The organism is Lysinibacillus sp. BS3 (genome assembly GCF_039614735.1).
GTDB classification, from domain to species: Bacteria; Bacillota; Bacilli; order Bacillales_A; family Planococcaceae; genus Lysinibacillus; species Lysinibacillus capsici.
This window is the reverse complement of record NZ_CP154860.1, coordinates 1,161,588-1,180,145: the sequence shown is the minus strand read 5'-3', so window position 1 is coordinate 1,180,145 and position 18,558 is coordinate 1,161,588. Positions and strand designations below refer to the sequence as shown.

Annotated in this window: 17 protein-coding genes and 1 pseudogene; 12 read left to right on the top strand and 6 right to left on the bottom strand. The window is 38.2% G+C overall.

All coding sequences use genetic code 11. The annotated features are described in order from the left end of the window. Window positions 1-139: 139 nt before the first annotated feature. From ribE (AAJG31_RS06170) to AAJG31_RS06140, 7 genes and pseudogenes are all read left to right on the top strand, one after another. The gene (gene ribE / locus AAJG31_RS06170) at window positions 140-778 is read left to right on the top strand and encodes a riboflavin synthase (RefSeq protein WP_066037651.1); all 639 of its coding nucleotides are present in this window, start codon (window positions 140-142) and stop codon (window positions 776-778) included. A gap of 24 nt (window positions 779-802) precedes the next feature. Then, window positions 803-1,429 (top strand): annotated as a pseudogene (gene ribB / locus AAJG31_RS06165) (3,4-dihydroxy-2-butanone-4-phosphate synthase); the annotation flags it as partial. Window positions 1,430-1,447: 18 nt separating this feature from the next. Then, the gene (gene ribE / locus AAJG31_RS06160) at window positions 1,448-1,930 is read left to right on the top strand and encodes a 6,7-dimethyl-8-ribityllumazine synthase (RefSeq protein WP_048389922.1); all 483 of its coding nucleotides are present in this window, start codon (window positions 1,448-1,450) and stop codon (window positions 1,928-1,930) included. A gap of 138 nt (window positions 1,931-2,068) precedes the next feature. Next, a complete protein-coding gene (locus tag AAJG31_RS06155) occupies window positions 2,069-3,508 on the top strand; it encodes a spore germination protein (protein WP_279494494.1) in 1,440 nt (479 codons plus the stop codon). A gap of 321 nt (window positions 3,509-3,829) precedes the next feature. Continuing rightward, window positions 3,830-5,137: a GHKL domain-containing protein gene (locus tag AAJG31_RS06150; protein ID WP_103117740.1), complete on the top strand. Its 1,308-nt coding sequence runs from the start codon at window positions 3,830-3,832 to the stop codon at window positions 5,135-5,137. 99 nt (window positions 5,138-5,236) lie between these two features. Beyond that, complete coding sequence (locus AAJG31_RS06145; RefSeq protein ID WP_066037654.1) at window positions 5,237-5,785, top strand: histidine phosphatase family protein; 549 nt, start codon at window positions 5,237-5,239, stop codon at window positions 5,783-5,785. Window positions 5,786-5,798: 13 nt separating this feature from the next. Next, on the top strand, window positions 5,799-6,644 hold the full coding sequence (locus AAJG31_RS06140; protein ID WP_279494498.1) for a GNAT family N-acetyltransferase: 846 nt from the start codon (window positions 5,799-5,801) through the stop codon (window positions 6,642-6,644). 151 nt (window positions 6,645-6,795) lie between these two features. Here the strand turns inward: AAJG31_RS06140 and AAJG31_RS06135 are convergent, their stop codons facing one another. Next, window positions 6,796-9,894, bottom strand: coding sequence for a copper amine oxidase N-terminal domain-containing protein (locus tag AAJG31_RS06135; protein ID WP_279494499.1), 3,099 nt, complete (start codon window positions 9,892-9,894; stop codon window positions 6,796-6,798). A 371-nt stretch (window positions 9,895-10,265) separates the two neighbouring features. Here AAJG31_RS06135 and AAJG31_RS06130 point away from each other — a divergent pair, with 371 nt between their 5' ends. Then, entirely contained in the window at window positions 10,266-10,490 is a 225-nt protein-coding gene (locus AAJG31_RS06130) for a transcriptional regulator SplA domain-containing protein (RefSeq protein WP_004232790.1), read from the top strand. A 12-nt stretch (window positions 10,491-10,502) separates the two neighbouring features. Beyond that, window positions 10,503-11,531 (top strand): spore photoproduct lyase, encoded by a 1,029-nt coding sequence (gene splB / locus AAJG31_RS06125; protein WP_279494500.1) that lies wholly within the window; start codon window positions 10,503-10,505, stop codon window positions 11,529-11,531. A 30-nt stretch (window positions 11,532-11,561) separates the two neighbouring features. Here the strand turns inward: splB and AAJG31_RS06120 are convergent, their stop codons facing one another. Continuing rightward, entirely contained in the window at window positions 11,562-12,005 is a 444-nt protein-coding gene (locus AAJG31_RS06120; protein WP_048389932.1) for an NUDIX hydrolase, read from the bottom strand. Between the two features lie 123 nt (window positions 12,006-12,128). On the opposite strand from AAJG31_RS06120, the gene AAJG31_RS06115 reads away from it, so the two are divergent. Together AAJG31_RS06115 and AAJG31_RS06110 are read left to right on the top strand one after the other, a co-directional pair. Further along, window positions 12,129-13,064 (top strand): arginine deiminase family protein, encoded by a 936-nt coding sequence (locus AAJG31_RS06115; protein WP_279494501.1) that lies wholly within the window; start codon window positions 12,129-12,131, stop codon window positions 13,062-13,064. 16 nt (window positions 13,065-13,080) lie between these two features. Then, window positions 13,081-14,394 carry an amino acid permease gene (locus tag AAJG31_RS06110; protein ID WP_279494502.1) on the top strand — a complete coding sequence of 438 codons (1,314 nt, stop codon included), beginning with the start codon at window positions 13,081-13,083 and terminating at the stop codon, window positions 14,392-14,394. Here AAJG31_RS06110 and AAJG31_RS06105 read toward each other — a convergent pair. After that, window positions 14,341-15,144, bottom strand: coding sequence for a YqcI/YcgG family protein (locus AAJG31_RS06105; RefSeq protein WP_016994316.1), 804 nt, complete (start codon window positions 15,142-15,144; stop codon window positions 14,341-14,343). The genes AAJG31_RS06110 and AAJG31_RS06105 overlap by 54 nt on opposite strands. A 482-nt stretch (window positions 15,145-15,626) precedes the next feature. After that, on the bottom strand, window positions 15,627-16,064 hold the full coding sequence (locus AAJG31_RS06100; protein WP_115673420.1) for a MarR family transcriptional regulator: 438 nt from the start codon (window positions 16,062-16,064) through the stop codon (window positions 15,627-15,629). Window positions 16,065-16,185: 121 nt separating this feature from the next. On the opposite strand from AAJG31_RS06100, the gene AAJG31_RS06095 reads away from it, so the two are divergent. After that, window positions 16,186-16,773: an NAD(P)H-dependent oxidoreductase gene (locus AAJG31_RS06095; RefSeq protein WP_054550751.1), complete on the top strand. Its 588-nt coding sequence runs from the start codon at window positions 16,186-16,188 to the stop codon at window positions 16,771-16,773. Window positions 16,774-16,797: 24 nt separating this feature from the next. Here AAJG31_RS06095 and AAJG31_RS06090 read toward each other — a convergent pair whose 3' ends face one another. Beyond that, a complete protein-coding gene (locus AAJG31_RS06090; protein ID WP_175400756.1) occupies window positions 16,798-17,871 on the bottom strand; it encodes a HAMP domain-containing sensor histidine kinase in 1,074 nt (357 codons plus the stop codon). After that, a complete protein-coding gene (locus AAJG31_RS06085) occupies window positions 17,868-18,545 on the bottom strand; it encodes a response regulator transcription factor (RefSeq protein WP_103117749.1) in 678 nt (225 codons plus the stop codon). The genes AAJG31_RS06090 and AAJG31_RS06085 overlap by 4 nt, the downstream gene beginning before the upstream one ends. Window positions 18,546-18,558 lie beyond the last annotated feature (13 nt).

Sequence of the window (18,558 nt, the reverse complement as noted above, 5' to 3'; positions counted from 1 at the left end):
TCCCAAAACCCCTTTGATGTAAAGGGGTTTTTATTTTTTATTGCTAACGAGAGAAGGGAGAAGGATAAGGCACAAAAACAGGTGGATCAACTTTAAAAGTAAAGGATAGAAGTGCTAATAAAGTAGAGTAGGTGATGGAATGTTTACAGGACTTGTAGAGGATATTGGTATCATAAAAGCCGTGCAAAGCGATCGGGACAGTATGGAAATTACGGTTCAATCAGCTAAGATAACGGAGGATGTCAAGCTTGGTGACAGTATAGCGGTCAATGGAGTTTGTTTAACAGTGACAAATTTCACACAACAGCAGCTTACGATGGATGTTATGCCTGAAACAGTCAAAGCAACAAATCTACAGCAGCTGGCAATAGGCGATTCTGTTAATTTGGAGCGTGCCATGCCTGCTAATGGACGATTTGGTGGCCATTTTGTTGCTGGTCATGTTGATGGAGTCGGCAAAATTTTGCGAAAACGTCCAGTAGCAAACGCCGTTTATATTGATATCGAAATGTCAGAGGAGCTAACCAACTTTTGTATTCCAAAGGGTTCCATAACAATTGATGGCACAAGCTTAACCCTTTTTCATGTTGAAGCCAATAGTGTCACAATTTCACTTATTCCTCATACTTACAAAGAAACCGTTTTAGGTATGAAGAGGGTTGGAGCAATCGTTAATATCGAAACCGATTTAGTTGGAAAATACATTATAGGGCAATTAAAAAAGGGGCAAACAACGCCAGCTATTACAAGAGATTATTTAGCACAACATGGTTTTTAAATCACAGAATAGGAGTTGATCATCGTGCTACATTCAATTGAAGAAGCCATAGAGGATTTAAGGCAGGGCAATATGATTGTGGTGGTTGATGATGAGGATCGAGAAAATGAAGGAGATCTTCTGGCACTCGCTGAATTCATCACACCAGCAACAATCAACTTTATGGCAACCAATGGTAGAGGTTTAATTTGTACGCCGATTTCGCAGCAGCTTGCACAAAAGCTAGATTTATATCCAATGGTTCAGCACAATACAGATAACCATCAAACCGCATTTACGGTAAGTATCGATCATGTAGAAACAACGACAGGGATTAGCGCCTTTGAGCGTGCGCTAACGATACAAAGAATGATAGAAAAGCAAGCTAAGCCAACTGATTTTCGTCGACCAGGCCATATTTTTCCGTTGATTGCGAAAGAGCAAGGAGTGCTGGAACGGAGAGGGCACACGGAGGCCACTATTGATCTAGCGAAGCTTTGTCATAGCGTACCTGCAGGTGTTATTTGCGAAATTATGGGTGATGATGGGCACATGCTTCGGTTTGAAGAACTAACAAATTACGCTGCACATCATGGCTTAAAAATGATCTCGATAGAAGCATTGGTTGCTTATCGTAAACAATTATCCACTAATAAAACTAAAATTTCTATGTAAAAAGGAGAAGGAACAATGGGTCAAACATTTGAAGCACAATTAATTGGAACGGATTTGAAAATTGCAGTAGTAGTGGGTCGTTTTAATGAGTTCATTACTAGCAAATTATTGGATGGGGCAATGGATGGTTTAACTCGTCATGGGGTTGATTCTGCATCTATTGATGTTGCATGGGTGCCAGGAGCTTTTGAAGTTCCTTTTATAGCGAAACAACTGGCAGAAACGAAGAAATATGATGCTATTATTGGTTTAGGTACTGTTATTCGTGGCTCTACAACACACTATGACTATGTTTGTAATGAATCGGCAAAAGGCATTGCCAATGTGTCATTGTCAACGAATGTACCTGTTATTTTTGGAATTGTTACTACCGAAAATATTGAACAGGCAATTGAACGTGCAGGAACGAAATCTGGTAATAAAGGCTATGATGCTGCAATGTCTGCAATTGAGATGGCAAATCTAAAGAAAATGATTGGATCAGGACAATTTGAATAGTCGTCACAACATTTGTTTCTTTGAATATTTTGAACAACCATGGGAAAAATATGCTTAAGTGTATTTATTGAAGGTGATTGTTTTCATAAATGTACTAATCTTGAGCTGGCTCAGTAGGAGATGAGAAGTATTTCATCAATGGAACAAATTAATTTGAAAATGTTGAAATCACTATTTCAACGCTCTGCTGATGTGATTTTCCAACAATATAATTTTCAGCAATATACAGTACATTTGATAACTTGTGATGCAATGGTCAATGAGCAAATACTTCAAACTGTGGTTGTTCAACGTGTTCAATCTTTGTTAAGCAATGTCACTGAGGACATGCTAGAGGAAGAAATTGAACAGCATTTACACATTCCCTATTTACAAAAGATTTTATCGAAAGAGGATGCGGTAACTAGGGTCTATAAAGGCCATGTTTTACTGTATTTTGAAGAAAATCAATTACTTTATTCTAGTGATATTTCAAAAAGACCCAATCGAGAGCCTGGGGAAACAACATTAGAACTAGTAGTAAAGGGACCTAGAGATGACTTTATTGAAGATGTTTTTATTAATATTGCTTTATTAAGAAAACGATTACCGACTAATTCTTTTAGTGTAGAGACATTAGAAATTGGTAAGCGTTCTAAAACAACCGTAGCCATACTATATATGGAAGACATTGTGAATTTAAATATGCTGGAACAAATTCGACTTCAATTACAAAAAATTGACACGGATATTGTTATCAATGGCGACTTATTAATGGAAAAAATTGAAAAGACAGCGACAGTTCTTCCAAGACATGATTATACAGGAAGACCTGATTTTGCTATGCAGGCCTTAATTAGAGGAAGAATACTCTTAATGATTGATGGTGTGTCCTATGCCATAATTACACCTGCAAATATTATGTTGCTCTTTAAATCAGCAGAGGATAATGAGTACCCACTCATTGTTAGCTCGATGGAACGATTACTCAGAATTGTCGGGATATTAATAAGTATGCTACTGCCAGGTTTTTGGCTTGCATTGACGACATATCATCAAGAACAGCTTCCATTTCTACTACTTGCTACGGTTGTAGAATCGAGGTCAGGATTGCCCTTTCCAACCATTCTAGAAATTTTAATGATGCTATTTATGTTTGAATTGTTTCGAGAGGCTAACTTGCGCCTTCCTAGTGCAATCAGTGGCTCAGTTAGTGTGGTAGGGGGACTAATTATTGGGGATGCAGCGATTAAAGCAGGTGTTACAAGCCCCTCAATGATAGTTGTGATTGCCATTTCTAGTATCGCTGCATTTACATTGGTCAATCAATCCTTTGTGACGGCTATGAGTATTTTTCGATTAATCATTATTATGGCTTCGGCGTTTTTTGGTTTATTTGGTTTTTTTATATCCGTGTTTTTCATCCTTTTATACACTGCGAATATGAGAGTCTTGGGAGTGCCATACGTAAACTTTAGTGCCGATTTTGAAAAGGGCAATATACGTAAGTCCCTATTGCGACTATCTCCAAAGGGCTATAGTAAACGACCTACCTTTCTTAAGCCGCAAGATCAAACACGGACTTCAAGTAAAAAATAAGCATATTGTGATGAGATCAGGTATTGTTGATACCTGATCTTTTTTTGATACCTTTGCTTTAGTGGTTTTTTCAATTTTCCATTTAAATAGGAAATGAGACATAAAAAGTTATTACTTATCTTTTTAGTTTACTTTCTTGTCAAGGATTATTAAACTATTTGTTACAGTGTGTAATTTTGGGTATGAATAAAATAAAAATTGATTTTGTGTTTTAATTTATGTAGGATATACAAGCAATGTTTGCTTTACAAACAAAAAATAGAGTTAATTATAATATAATAATATTCTAGAATATTTATAGATGAGGAAGTACCGTTTTTTATGAAAAATAGAAAAATAAAACTAATATTAATTCTATCAACGATTTTATTATGTTTGTTTACAAGTTTAAACATCTTTACATCCTATGTAAAAATAAAAAAGACCGTTGAAGAGTCGATTGCCAATCAAAGCTTAGAGGCAGCCCATTCTATTGCTGCATCCATAGATACGGATGCCTATCAGCAATTTTTAAATAATCCACAGGAAAATGATTATTATTGGAAAGTAAGAAATTATTTAAACGATGCAAGGATAAAATTAGGTGCACTATTTGTTTACACCTTAAAGGTGGATAATCCTGAAGTATCTATAGCCATGATTACAGGGATGCCAAAAGAAATGAAAGAGGGCTTCGGTATTGGCGTGGTTTGTACTGTCCCTGCAAAGCATGTTGAAAAGGCCTATAATGGTGAAACCTATGTTACAGAGGTAATTCATGATTCTGAACATGGGTCTTATTTATCTGTTGGTGCACCCATCAAAGATGATAATGGAACAATTATCGGGTATTTAGGCATTGACATTAGTGCAGATACGCTAAATGGTATTAAGGGTAAAGTCATTGAAGACAACCTATTTAATTTTATTTTTAATGGTGTACTTATTTTAATTGTCATCGGTTCTTTTTTATTTTTACAAAGATGGTATCAAAAAGAGGTAGCGAAGGAAGTTGGCGCTACAGAGGACACATATCTAGCAGAAATCAAAACATTGATTACTTCGGTGTCGTCCCTACGTCATGATTTTACGAACCATATCCAAGTGTTACATGGTTTATTACAATTAGAAAAAACAGATCAGGCGAGACAATATTTATCCTCACTATCAAAAGAAGTTCAGGCGATCAAGTCATTAAAATTAAATATTGATCATCCAGGTTTGTCCATCTTATTGCAAACGAAGAAATTAACGGCTCAAAATCACCATATTGATATGGATTTTACGCTTTCTCAAAATGATTTTAATAAGATTAAAACGACAGATTTAATCAAGATTCTATCCAATTTAATTGATAATGCGATTGATGCTGCTGTTGAATTACCTGAGGAACAACGTAAGATTAAGATTTGCTGTACAGCAGATGAATCACAGTATGAATTTAAAATTACCAATACAGGGCCAAATATTGCGAATCCTGATCACATATTCAAACAAGGATTTTCAACGAAAAAACATGAGAATGGTAGACTAAGAGGACAAGGTTTATTTATTGTCAAAGAAATTGTCACTAAATATAATGGTCATATTTCAATTGATTCATCAAAACATTTAGAAACGACTGCTATTGTCAGAATTCCAATAAAATAACAGAAAAAGGCTTCCTACAAAAAGTTGTGGGGAGCTTTTTTCTATGTACAGCACATACATTACAAAGTAGAAAGTGATATGATGAAGGAGATGAAGAAAATGGAAAAGGGTCTCCTAGCGTTATTGAGAAAAGGTGGGCTAACCTTATATGCAAGACACGGAACAGCAACTATTGGTGTAGATCAAGCATATGGTACATTTCAAAGTTGTCAAAATCAACGGAATTTATCCGATCAAGGTCGTAGGGAGGCAATTTATTATGGTCAAATGCTACGCTATTGGCAAATTCCCATCCTTTCCACCATCACTACCAGTCCTTTTTGTCGGACCATTGAAACAGCACGTTTGGCATTTCCCAACAGCAATCTCCAAATTGACCCCTTCTTGTTTGAAATCTTTATGTTAGGTGGCAATCTTCCTACAGTAGTGCAAAGCAGTATATTAACGATTTCTACATCGATGCTGGAAATCATTCCACCTGAGGGCATAAACAACATAATCATTGGGCATAGCTTTCCAAGAAATGTAGGGCTGGGCATCATTTCGAATATGGGGACGGTTGTCATAAAACCTAAAGGTCAAGGACATGGTTATGAGATTGTGAGAAAACTAACCTTAGAAAATCTAGCAGCATTAGATTCCATTTGAAAAGAGGGATTGTATGAAGATTAAAACAGTTGCACAATGTACATTAGATGAAGTATTGAAAGCATGGAACAAAGGCTTTGAAGGTTATTTTATTGAAATTAATATGACAGCAGAAATGTTTTTACAGCGACTAGTGGGGGAGGGCTTATCTCCTGAGCATTCTATTGTCGTTTTTGATCAAGAGGAACCGATTGCCATTGTGATGAATGGCTTTCGTACCATCGATGGCCAAAAAACAGCTTGGAATGGTGGGACTGGTATTTCTCCAGCATATCGTGGTAAGGGTGTCTCGCGCCTATTAATGGAGGAAACCCTAACTATCTATAAGCGAGAAAATGTAGAGTTGGGTACGTTAGAAGCCATTAAGGAAAATCAGGTAGCCATTGCCTTGTATGAAAAATATGGTTATGTGGTTGCCAATCAATTACTATTTTTAAGCGGCGAGTATGAAGCCAAGGTAACATCTACAGTAGCCCTTCATATAGCGACCATTCGCCCAGAGCAGCTAGCACATCTATCTTTCTATCGGGAAGATGTTCCTTGGCAGTGTAACTGGCAGAGCGTGAAGCATGGGGAAGCAAAGGTGTTTTATAATGATAACAATGAACCACTTGGCTATATGCTATACAAAACATTGTGGAATGAATATGGTGAGGTGGAGCGTATTCTACTTTATCAAATGGTAATACTAGAGGAAAGTAATGTAGAGTTAATAACACAGTTTTTAGCAAGTATTACAACACATAAAGTCCATTTGACGACAGTGAACTTCTTAGCGAGCAATCCAGCAACAAGCTATTTGTTAAAGCATGGATTAAAGGTGACAACAGAGCAGGTACAGATGACAAAGCTACTATAAGCCAGGCTATCGTTCAGTATACGAATCAATTAAGCGTGGAAATAGAGCGACGTATGTAAAAAGCAGAGGGAAAAGTAATTACAAAACAACAAGGGCTCCTTATGGTACATGAAGCGCCATAAGGAGTCCCAGCTATGAAAAAATAATTGACCTATTGATTAATTTGAGGGTCTTGGGACGCCTCATTATTGTTATTATCAGGAGATTTCTTGAGTTGTACCGAATTATTGGATGTATTCGATAGCGAAGAAGTTCCTTTCGCCAAAGTCAGAACCTTAGCAACATATTCTGTAGATGAATCAAGTTGATTACCAAATGCATCTACTGGTATGCTTAGCGCTTGGCTGACGTTAGAGAGATTATTCGGATAAATTCTGGTGCTATTTGGATTGCTAATAGCATCCTGCAATTTGAAACTATCTGCTTTATCCTTAGGTAACATAAACACTCTATACTCCGTTACGCTTTGACCATTTTTGACATCAAAGCTAATGTTTATATTGTTATATTTATATCCGTCGCCCTGAAGACTGAGTGTTACTTTCTCCACTGATCCAGGGGCTGAAAGGTCTTCCAAAGCAATGTAGGAAGATGGGTAGGATAAGCTATACATTTCCTTAGAATTTCCACCACCTACAGACAAGATATATACGCGATATTCTTGGCCATTCGTTATAAGTCTTCCGTCTGTATCTCTACTATTAGCCCCCAATTTCACACTATACTGGCCTTTACTCCAACCTGTATAATTAGTTGCTCTAATAGCTGTATTCAGATCAAAGTCATTTGCCTTTGAAGCGGGCACAACTAGAATACGGTAACTATCTATATTTGATTCATCAGAAGGTTTTGTAAACGAAATCTGTAGATCTCGACCATCTCCATAATCACCAACATCGCTAACATTAATATTGCTTACTGCCTGAACAGCTTTGCTTTTACTAATTGTAATCACAGGTGAAGGAGAGGATAGAGCGTAGGCATTTAAAGAGTTACCATTTGCAACAGTCAGTACATAGACGCGATAGCTAGTTCCTTCTGTAATAAAATTACCTCGTACATCCCTAATCCCATCCAATGTTCTATTTGCTGCTAAATTTCCACCTTTGCTTTCTGTGATGTAATAAGAGCTACTATTGGCTTGTGAAAGATTAAAGCTACTGTAATAGGCAGTTGGTACCATTAGAATCCGATAATGATTAACATTCGATTCATCTGTAGGCTTCGTGAATGTTACTTGCACATCACGGCCATCCCCTTTATCATCGATATCTGCAACATTCAGATTAGTTACAGCTTGCACTGTGAAGTTTTTAGTTAGTGTAATCGTAGATGTTGCGGCAGTTAGCGCATTGTTTCCTAAGGTATTTCCATTGGCAACCGTCAATACATAGATACGGTAGTTCGTACCTTCTTTAATAGTATTTCCGCGTACATCCCGAGTATTTTCAGTTAACGCTTGCTCATATGTGGTTTTCCCAGATTTGTTAATAGTCGTGTAATTGCTGCTGGATACGCTATTAGCATCCGTCAGACTAAAATTATTGTAATTTGCTGTTGGTACCACCATAACCCGATAGTGATTAATAGGTGCCTCATCAGCAGCTTTATTGAATGACACAAAGAGGTCACGACCGTTACCATTATCACTCACATCGCTGGCAATGATATTCGACACTGCACCCACATTGTTGCTTAGCAGCGAAATCATATTGGAGGCTGGAGAAAGCACATTATTTGCAGAGTTATTAGTTACTGCCATAATAAATACACGGTAGCTAACGCCATTTTGAATAGCATAACCGTCAGTATCTTTTGCTCCTGCAGAGAGCATCTGCGTAATATTGTTGCCTGTTTTGTTCACTTGTGTGTAATAAGTGTTAGGTAAACTGTTGGCTTTTGTCAATGTAAAGTTCGTATAGTTGTTAGCTCTTACAACAAAAATTCGGTAAGAGAGAACATTCGATTCATCAGACATTTTGTTGAAGCTAACTCTCAAATCGCGTCCATCGCCAAAATCATTAACATCATCTACTTGTGTAATAGTTGGAGTAGATACAGTAAGCGTTACTGCTAATGAAGCAGGCGAGAGTTTATTCATGCCAGAATTCGTATTACTTACAGACATAACGAATGCTGTGTAGGATTCGTTATTCTTTATAAAGTCACCTGAAGTATCTCGTGTTGAGGATGACAGAGTTGCTATCAACGTACTGCCGTTGCTTCCCGATTTGTCCACTGTTGTATAATAATTGCTGGATAAATTATTCGCAGTGGTAAGACTAAAATTGTTAGCATCCTTGGTCTTTACTATAAACACACGGTAATTGGAAGTATTGCTATCATTTTGTGGACGAGTAAAGCTAACTGAGACATCACGTCCATCGCCAAAATCGTTAATATCGCTAATCTTCACATTTGTTACTGCGGTAACAGTAGACATGTTTGTTAGAGTAATCTTCGGAGAAGAAGTTGATAATACGCTAGAATAAGAACCTTTACCAATGGCAAGTATATAAACCACATAAGACTGATCATTTTTTATGTAGTCTCCGTCCACATCTCGCGAGTTTTGCGATAAAGTTACGGCACGATTCGCATTTGAAGTCGATACCACCGAATAATTAGAAGAGGAGACTTTAAGAGCTGATGACAAATTAAAACTTTTAGAAGCCTTCACAACCATAACCCGATAATGATCTACATATGATTCTGTAGACGATTTAGAGAAGCTAACCTCAAGATCACGCCCATCTCCCTGATCATTCACATCTCGAACTGACACATTGCTCGCTGGAGCAATACTGATATTACTTGGAGTGTCAGATTTAATAGATACTTGCTGTTTTTCCGAGTTCCAATCAACATCCTGCCCAAGTGCTTCACTGACGAAGCGTACTGGTACCATTGTTCTACCTTTTAATACCTGTGCTGGTACATCAAGCGTTACAGTCTGGTTATTAATAGTAGCTGTCTTTGATTTAATCTTGAGAACTACCGTTGTATCACCTTTTATCCCTGTGACTGTTTGAGTCTTTTGGTCCCAGTTTACGCTTGCATTCAATGCTTCAAAGATCGCTCTAAGTGGTAGCATAACACGTCCTTGAATCATCGCTGGTGGCTGATCGGTTTTTAATTGCACCCCATCCACATTAATTGTGATGGCTTTTGCCGCTTGTGCGGTTGCCGGCTGTAATACTAACGGTACAATAAGTATCACAGCAAAAAGTAAAGTCCATATTTTTTTCATAAATTCCACCCTTCTTCATGCCATTTGAATGACTTAGCATGACATCTAATTTAACGTATGAGCATCCTAAAAGTTTCACCCTTTTACCTTTTAAAGAAAATTTAACCATCATGCAGTTTTGATACTTATTCTGGCTTACTTCCCTTACAAGATGATTGAAAAGAGTAAGGGAATTTTGAGTGGATAACCTCACACTATTCGACGTAGGAGAATTGAATAAAGCAGGTTAAATTGAAGTGTTACAATTTACGGGAAGTGCAATTTTCTTAAAATAACTGCACGACTGTATGTATATTACCAACTAAATTTTTTATGACATATTTTTTGTACACTTTCACCAAACTAATGGAAAGGCAGAGGAAGGTGAAGAGATGCAACAACCATTTGATGTGGGTGATATTGTTTATATTTTTTACCGCAATCCACATATTCAAGATGTAACGAATATACAGGAAGCGGCAGTCGTTTATCATCCAGAAAAACCAGAGGAGCTAGCTCTATTTTTATTTGAAACCTATTATCCAATCACGAATGACATGGTAATTTTTGCAAGCGAGATGGCGGCTGAACAGGCCTATCACCAGTATTTTCATTAAGGGAGGACTCACATGATAAAGCCATTTACCCCTCAGCTTGTTTATTTTGAGCCAGATGCCCTCCAGTATCCATTAGGTCAGGAGCTAAAAGAGAAGTTTGAGCAGATGGGAATTGAAATTCGCTATACAACTTCCCATAATCAAGTGAGAAACCTTCCTGGAGACAATGATTTTCAAAAGTATCGGGTAGCAAAATCGACCTTAGTAGTGGGTATTCGAAAAACATTAAAGTTTGATACATCTAAGCCCTCAGCGGAATATGCCATCCCATTTGCGACTGGCTGTATGGGACATTGTCATTATTGCTATTTACAAACAACTATGGGCAGCAAACCTTATATTCGGACGTATGTCAATGTCGATGAAATCCTAGAACAGGCCGATCACTATATGGCTGAACGAGCACCTGAAATCACTCGCTTTGAGGCATCCTGTACTTCTGATATTGTAGGAATTGATCATCTTACCCATACCTTAAAGCGAGCCATTGAGCATTTTGGACAAAGTGAGCTAGGTCAGTTACGATTTGTAACGAAATTCCATCATGTGGATCATTTATTAGATGCCAAGCATAATGGTCGTACAAGGTTTCGTTTTAGTGTCAATGCTGATTATGTGATTAAGCACTTTGAGCCAGGTACATCACCATTGGAAAAGCGCATTGAGGCAGCGGGGAAAGTGGCAAGAGCTGGATACCCACTCGGATTTATTGTTGCGCCCATCTATCTTCATGATGGCTGGCAGGAGGGCTATTATCATATGTTTGAGCGATTGGACGCTGAATTGCCAAAGGATGTGCGCGATGACATCACCTTTGAATTTATTCAACATCGCTTTACAAAGCCTGCAAAACGAGTGATTGAAAAAAATTATCCAATGACAAAGCTAGAGCTCGACGAGACGGTAAGACGATATAAATGGGGCAAATATGGCATTGGTAAATATATTTATCAAAAAGAGGAAGAGGAAGACATTAAGGAACATTTGTATCGCTATATGCAGAAATTTTTCCCTCAAGCAAAATTAGAATATTTTACATGATAATTAGAGAGAGAACGGCTTGTTTTCTCTCTAAATTAATTGTGCGATATAAGGTTCAATATATCGACGATCTTTTAAATCGTTTGGTAAATGGTAAAGAGAGAAATATTGCATTGTCTCTGATTCATTGTAATCAATCACTAAATTACCAAGCACATTTCTTGTATAGAAGACTGCTGTAACGGCGTATAATTCGTCCCCATTCGAAACTTTAAGGTAACAATCCGGACCAGAAAAAACACCTAGTAACTGTAAATCTGTGATGGCTAGTCCTGTCTCTTCTTGTACCTCTCTTTTGGCAGTATCCTCTAAGCTCTCGCCTAATTCCATTAAGCCTCCAGGGAGCCCCCAACCGCCATCATATCTTTTTTGTAGTAATATTTCGTTTTCAGTATTAAGAATGAGAACCACCGATCCAGGTAAAATAATTGGTTGGTGTCCTACATACTGTCTTAAAAATTTATAGTATTCCATAATGACACCCCTTTCTCTAAATAGTTTTAATTGGTAAATTCTTCTTAATTATGGTCTTTGTATAATCTGAAAGTCAATGGTAACGCTAACAGAGATTGTTGTGAAGAAGGAGAGAATACTTGAATGGATTCATTTCAACTAAATTGTTGGTCAGAACATGGAGAACTGAAAGTAGTGATGCTTTGTGCACCTTCACTCGTAGATGTAACGGATTTAACAATAGCAGAGCAGGTTGGTTGGAGTGATACGGTCAACCATCAGAAGGCGATGGATAATTTCATGGCATTAAAGACAACATTCGAAAACGCAGGGGTACATGTACTTGATTATGCAAGAGAACTAGCCCACGATCAGCAGCTATTAAGTGAGCAGCTCCTCAATCGTTATTTTGTGCGTGACCTAGCCTGTGTCATTGGGAATCGGCTTTTACTTGGAAATGCTGGAAGCTCACTTAGAAAACCAGAGTACCCTCTTGCACATTCACTATTAGAAAAATGGTTACCACAACAATGGAAAGCTAATTTGCAGCCGCTTCATTCCTTCGAATGTGGAGATTTGTTAATTTTAAATAAAGATGCTGTGCTTATTAATCTTGGAATGAGAACATCAATAGAAGCTATCGAAAGCTTAAAGGAAGGCATTTTTCAAGAGGGGTTTTCTGAAATTGCCATAATTGATTTACCGAAAAGCAATGATACGCTGCATTTAGATATGAATTGTAATGTTGTAAACGCGAATCTGGTAGTTGCTAAAAGCTTTGTACGCCATTTTCCTATTCAGGTGTTAACAGCTCAAAGCAGTCGTTTTGATATGGTAGAGTCATTTTTAAAGCGTCATGGTTTGGATGTTTACTGGCTTGACTCGTATAAGACCATTCCAGACATCAACTTTATTAACCTGAATCCAGAAACACTGTTGATAAGCAAGCAGGCAACACAACAACAATTATTAGCGCACCCACTGCTGAAGAATAAAAACTTGCTTGAAGTTGATGTCACTGAGCTTGAAAAAGGCGGTGGTGGCATTCGATGTATGACATTGCCATTGGTAAGAACGTAACGAAGGGTTGAGAACAATGACTTCAAAATCAGCTAAAGGAAGTATGGCCTGGTGGCAGCTTTCGCTTCTTGGTATCGGTTGTACTTTGGGCACTGGCTTTTTTCTTGGGACAAGTATGGCCATTCATAAAAGTGGGCCTGCGGTATTGATTCCTTTTTTATTAGCGGCCATTTGTACGTATATCGTGTATGATGCACTTGTTAAAATGTCTGTGGAAAATCCAGATAAAGGCTCTTTTCGTACCTATGCCAAGCAAGCCTTTGGACGCTGGGCAGGATTTAGCAATGGCTGGGTGTACTTGATTTCTGAGCTATTAATCATGGGAAGCCAGCTGATGGCGCTCGGCATTTTTACGAAATTTTGGTTTCCGGTGCTGCCCCTGTGGATTGCTGCATCGATTTATGCTGCTATTGGTTTAGTCGTTATTCTCACAGGCATGAAGGGCTTTGAAAATTTCCAAAATATCTTCGGTGCCTTAAAGGCAGCTGCCATCATTATGTTCATTATTGTAGCAGGGGTCATCATCATGAGAGGTACACCATCTACTACAATGGCTTCACTTCAGGCTAATTATGAAGCATTTTTTTCACAAGGACTAAAAGGTATTTGGCTCGGATTACTTTATGCCTTTTATGCCTACGGAGGAATTGAAGTGATGGGTTTAATGGTCATCGATTTGAAAAATCCAAAAGAGGCGCCAAAAGCGGGGAGAATTATGCTGATCGTGATTACCGTTATTTTTATCATGGCCATCGCCCTTGCATTAGTACTCGTTTCGTGGAAAGACTTTTCGATTGATGAAAGTCCTTTTATTACAGCGCTTCAAGGACACCATATCCCTTTTGTGGCAGATATCTTTAATGGTGTGCTAATCATTGCTGGTTTTTCAACAATGGTGGCCTCGCTTTACGCGGTGATCACCATTCTCACTACACTTGCAGAGGATCATGATGCACCGGCAGTCCTTGCAAAGAAAGGAAAAATGAAAGTTCCTTTTCCAGCCTTTTTATTTTTAACGAGTGGGCTAGTAATTACGATTGTAATTGGTTTTTTGATGCCAGAAAAAATCTTTGAATATTTGATTACAGCGGCGGGTTTAATGTTGATTTATAATTGGCTTTTTATTTTAGTGACCTACTGGAAGCTCATGGAGTTAACTAAGTGGGGGCATGTAAAGAATGCTATGGGGATGTTGCTCATTGCTGTGACGGTATCTGGAACTTTAGGTGAAAAAACAAGCAGACTCGGTTTTTATGTGAGCCTGCTCTTTATAGCCTTAATCAGTGTGGCGACCTGGATTGTTGTGAAAAGGCAAAAAAACATTACGTAATGAACCGTTTTCCTGAGACATCCTTAAAAAAGGACATTTGGATGGACTATGGTTATCATCACTTAAGAAGTACTGCTTCCATTCATAACTATCTTCTTGCCCATACCATTTTAAATCTGGATGTCCTGGAACTGTGTCGTAGTCTGCAATCCGCTGACGAATGAGCTTTTTGATTTTTCGCCCAAAGGCTGTGGTGTCGTTTATATCATCGAATATCCAACGGGGTTGAATGGCCATTAATAAAGTGGAAAAATGACGACTCTTTCGCAATTTATGGGCTGGTGTTGCACAAGAGATAAAATAGGGTTCACCATGAAAGCAAAACTCCCATTCATGGTGAGTAGGCTCCATTGGTATTCCTTCAGGCCAATTCATCTCATCCAAATTGGTTAAATTATTTAATATGGACCAAAATAACTGCTGATAATCTGCTACCTCAAAGCTATCTTGCATATCGTGAGGGGTATGAAAGAACACAGTAAGAGTTGTATACTTCCCGAAAGTTCGTGATGCTTTCGTATAGTCCTTTAAGCATTGTGCTAACATTTTAATCGATTGCTCTTCCCGTGGATCCCCGACAAAACTATAGCGCAAATGGTTTGATAAAAAGCCCATTCTTGCTGGTATACACGGAAACGTATTTGCTTCATCCGCAATCGTGGCAGCAAAATCTGTATAGGCTGACCGTTGCCATAATGGAAGTGTATCAAACTGTTCTTCAATCCACTCCCGATCAAACACTACTTCCACTTGAGACTCCTCCTTCTACTCACCTTTATACTATTAAAGAAAAGACAAAGTGGTTACGAATCTGTGGTGCGTGACACTAAAGATTTTTAATGATTCAAGTCAAATTATGGCTAACCTTTTTGCGTGTAAGATGAATAATTCCATAAAGAAGAATGAGCAGTTTTGGTTTAGAAGTGATCACTCCGAGCAAGGAGATGAGCAATTTGAAGTAAAAGAGAGCGCTTCGAACCAAGGAAAGAGCGGCTTTGCATGAAAAGAGAGTGTTTCAAGCCAATAAAAGAGCAGCTTTGAATCAGAAGCGAGCACTTTAAACCAAAGAAAGAGCGGTTTTGAACAAAAAATGATCACTTCGAGCAAAGAAAAGATCGGTTGTGAAAAAAATGATCACTTCAAACTAAAGCAAGAGCAATTTCAGTCAAAAAAGATCTCGCCTCCAGCTTCTCCAATAGTAGCGATCACCACACCCGAAAAGCAGCATGGTCTTAGCCGTTTTGCTGTAAAACCTTTTCCTCTAAAATGGTTAGAGCATGTTGGATGTCCTTTAGATCATCCTGTGTTGCGTGTTGAATAAGCTGTAAAAAGCGTTCTTCGATACAGGCAAATGCCTCCTCCATCATTTTTTCACCCTCTTTGGATAAACGGACATACTGCTTTCTGCGGTCGGCTGTGTCGTTAAATTTTTCGATTAGCTGCCGTTCCAGCAATTTCCGAAGTTCACGGCTTGTGTTGGGTAGGGACATATGCTGACATTCACTGATTTCTGTTGGTGTGACAGGTTGGCTTACTTTAATATATTCAAGAATTTTATATTGTAGCGGTGTAATATTCGCAGTGTTAACATTTTGTGTGAGATCATGTGTCACTTGATGGATTGTGGCTGTAAATGCTACAAACTGATGAAATAAAGCGCTTTTATTCAATGGGATCACCTCTTACTGTCAAGATAACAAATAACTTGTCCTAAAACAATTATCATTTGACAACTAAAATGAAATGAATTATTATTTTGTTATCAAATGATAAGTAACGAGGAGGCGCACAATGAAAACGTTAATTGTTTATACATATCCCAACCATAAAAGTTTAAATTATGCTTTTTTACAAGAAGTGATAAAGGGGTGTCGAGAGAATCCTACCATCGAGGAGATTCAGATACTAGATTTATATGAAGAAGAGTTCGATCCACGCTTAATTTTCCATGAACATAAACGACGTCGTGATATGTATCGGGATCCGAAAATGGAAAAATACCGCCAACAGCTCTCTTGGGCAGATCAAATTGTATTTGTTTATCCGATCTGGTGGGGGAGACCGCCAGCCATGCTGTTAGGATATATCGACCAATTATTTGCAGCAAATTTTGCTTATCGAGATACAAAGGGTTTATTTCCAGAGGGTCTTTTAAAAGGGAAGTCTGTAGTCTGTGTGTCCACGATGAAGGGGCCAACCAATTATCCATTTTTATGGTTAAACAATGCACATAAAATTTTAATGAAAAGGGCGTTGTTTAAATTTGTTGGAATGAAAAAAGTGAAGTTTTTTGAGTTTGGTAATATGGAAAGTAAAAAGGGGAAGCAACAGCAAAAACTAAATAAAGTATATCGATACTTTAGTAAAGTAGCATACTAGAAAAAACAACTCATGCAGACGGGGTTAGTCGTTTGCATGAGTTGCCGTACTGTCGATGGGGACAGTAATCAAAAATCTTGTATATTCTGCTATTTGGCTTTCTACAGCAATGGTTCCATGATGCATCTCAATTATTTTTTTGACAATGGCTAGCCCTAATCCGCTACCGCCATTTCCAGCAGTTCGCGATTGATCGGCCTTATAAAACCTTTCGAAAATATGCTTTTGTTGTTCTTCGGTTAAGCCTATGCCAGTATCTTGAACCCGAACGGTTATCGTGTCGAACTGCTTTTTCATAGATAATGAGATGGTTCCATTGGTAGGTGTAAACTTAATACTGTTTGTCAGTAAATTCATCCAGACTTGATTCATCAAATCCTCATCTGCAGTGATGCTCAGGTTATCAAGATCGAGATCAAAGTCAATCTGTTTGGCTAACCAATTCGGTTCTAGTGCCAGCACAACATTGCGTAGTTGTTTATCGAGTCGATAAGTTATAGGCTCAAATGGATGATGCTGCGATTCTAAGGAAGTTAGCTTGAGTAAATTGTCGCTAATTTTTGATAGACGATTACTTTCTAATTCAATTATAGCTAGATAATGCTGACGTTTTTCTTCAGGTAGGTTAATATTTTTCAAAGCCTTGGCAAAGCCATTAATAGATGTTAAAGGTGATTGAATTTCATGGGAGACATTGGAAATGAACTCCTGACGCATTCTTTCCAGTTCACCTAACTCAACAGCCATATGATTAATACCATGAATCAATTGCCCAAATTGATCCTCCTCATCTGCTCTCAAATCCAGCTGAACATCAAAATCACCTTTTGCCATGCGGCTTAATGCATCTACAATCGTATCCCAATAGTTACGTTGTCGATTTAGTCCGATTAAAAAGATAATGGCAGCTGAACAGGCAAAGAGTGCAAACACCCCAATCACTGTTGCTAGTTGTAGCCAAAATCCATGAGGCTCAGTTCCTAACCGTCCATACAGCCATGAAGTTACATGATAGGAAATAAAAGCGAAAACGGTGTTTGCAATCAGAAACAGGCAAAAGACCAGCGCTAATCTTAACAAGAATCTTCGTTTTCTCATGTGCCTAGTTCCAAGCGGTAACCAAGACCACGAATGGTGCGAATGACAAAGCCACTCGTCTCCTGTGGAAAGCGTTCTCGTATTCTTTTGATATGGACATCAACTGTTCGTTCATCTCCCTCATAGTCGTAGCCCCAGATTTCTTCGATCAACTGTTCACGGGAAAAGGTTTTGCCAACATAGCTTGCAAGTGTAAATAATAGCTCGAACTCCTTCAAACGAAGGAGAATCGTCTCGCCGTTCATTTCCACTTCATGTGTATGGCGATTTAATTTGACATGACCAGCCTCTACAACTTGAGAAAGGGAGATACGATATCTTTTTAAAATAGACTTAACACGTACGATTAGCTCGGCAGGCTCGAATGGCTTCACAAGATAATCATCTGTCCCTAAATGAAAGCCCTTGATTTTTTGAGAGGTTTCTCCTTTAGCTGTTAGCATAAGGATTGGTAGATCTGTATTGAATGAACGTATTTCCTCACATAATGCCCAGCCATCCATGTTGGGCATCATAATATCCATCACGACCATATCGACTTTCTCAGTGTCTAATTTAGACAGTGCATCGACACCATCGATAGCCTCTATTACTTCTAAGCCCTCGTTTTGCAGAAACACTTTTACCAATTCGCGAATATGTGCATCATCATCCACGACTAATAGTTTTGTCATCTCAACAAACCCC

Bases quoted from the DNA above. Each gene is read 5' to 3' on its own strand.
- AAJG31_RS06115 (WP_279494501.1), top strand. From the start codon at position 12,129: ATGGATTCATTTCAACTAAATTGTTGGTCAGAACATGGAGAACTGAAA.
- splB (WP_279494500.1), top strand. From the start codon at position 10,503: ATGATAAAGCCATTTACCCCTCAGCTTGTTTATTTTGAGCCAGATGCC.
- AAJG31_RS06085 (WP_103117749.1), bottom strand. From the start codon at position 18,545: ATGACAAAACTATTAGTCGTGGATGATGATGCACATATTCGCGAATTG.
- ribE (WP_066037651.1), top strand. From the start codon at position 140: ATGTTTACAGGACTTGTAGAGGATATTGGTATCATAAAAGCCGTGCAA.
- AAJG31_RS06090 (WP_175400756.1), bottom strand. From the start codon at position 17,871: ATGAGAAAACGAAGATTCTTGTTAAGATTAGCGCTGGTCTTTTGCCTG.
- AAJG31_RS06135 (WP_279494499.1), bottom strand. From the start codon at position 9,894: ATGAAAAAAATATGGACTTTACTTTTTGCTGTGATACTTATTGTACCG.
- AAJG31_RS06155 (WP_279494494.1), top strand. From the start codon at position 2,069: ATGGAACAAATTAATTTGAAAATGTTGAAATCACTATTTCAACGCTCT.
- AAJG31_RS06110 (WP_279494502.1), top strand. From the start codon at position 13,081: ATGACTTCAAAATCAGCTAAAGGAAGTATGGCCTGGTGGCAGCTTTCG.
- AAJG31_RS06145 (WP_066037654.1), top strand. From the start codon at position 5,237: ATGGAAAAGGGTCTCCTAGCGTTATTGAGAAAAGGTGGGCTAACCTTA.
- AAJG31_RS06120 (WP_048389932.1), bottom strand. From the start codon at position 12,005: ATGGAATACTATAAATTTTTAAGACAGTATGTAGGACACCAACCAATT.
- AAJG31_RS06140 (WP_279494498.1), top strand. From the start codon at position 5,799: ATGAAGATTAAAACAGTTGCACAATGTACATTAGATGAAGTATTGAAA.
- AAJG31_RS06150 (WP_103117740.1), top strand. From the start codon at position 3,830: ATGAAAAATAGAAAAATAAAACTAATATTAATTCTATCAACGATTTTA.
- AAJG31_RS06130 (WP_004232790.1), top strand. From the start codon at position 10,266: ATGCAACAACCATTTGATGTGGGTGATATTGTTTATATTTTTTACCGC.
- AAJG31_RS06095 (WP_054550751.1), top strand. From the start codon at position 16,186: ATGAAAACGTTAATTGTTTATACATATCCCAACCATAAAAGTTTAAAT.
- ribE (WP_048389922.1), top strand. From the start codon at position 1,448: ATGGGTCAAACATTTGAAGCACAATTAATTGGAACGGATTTGAAAATT.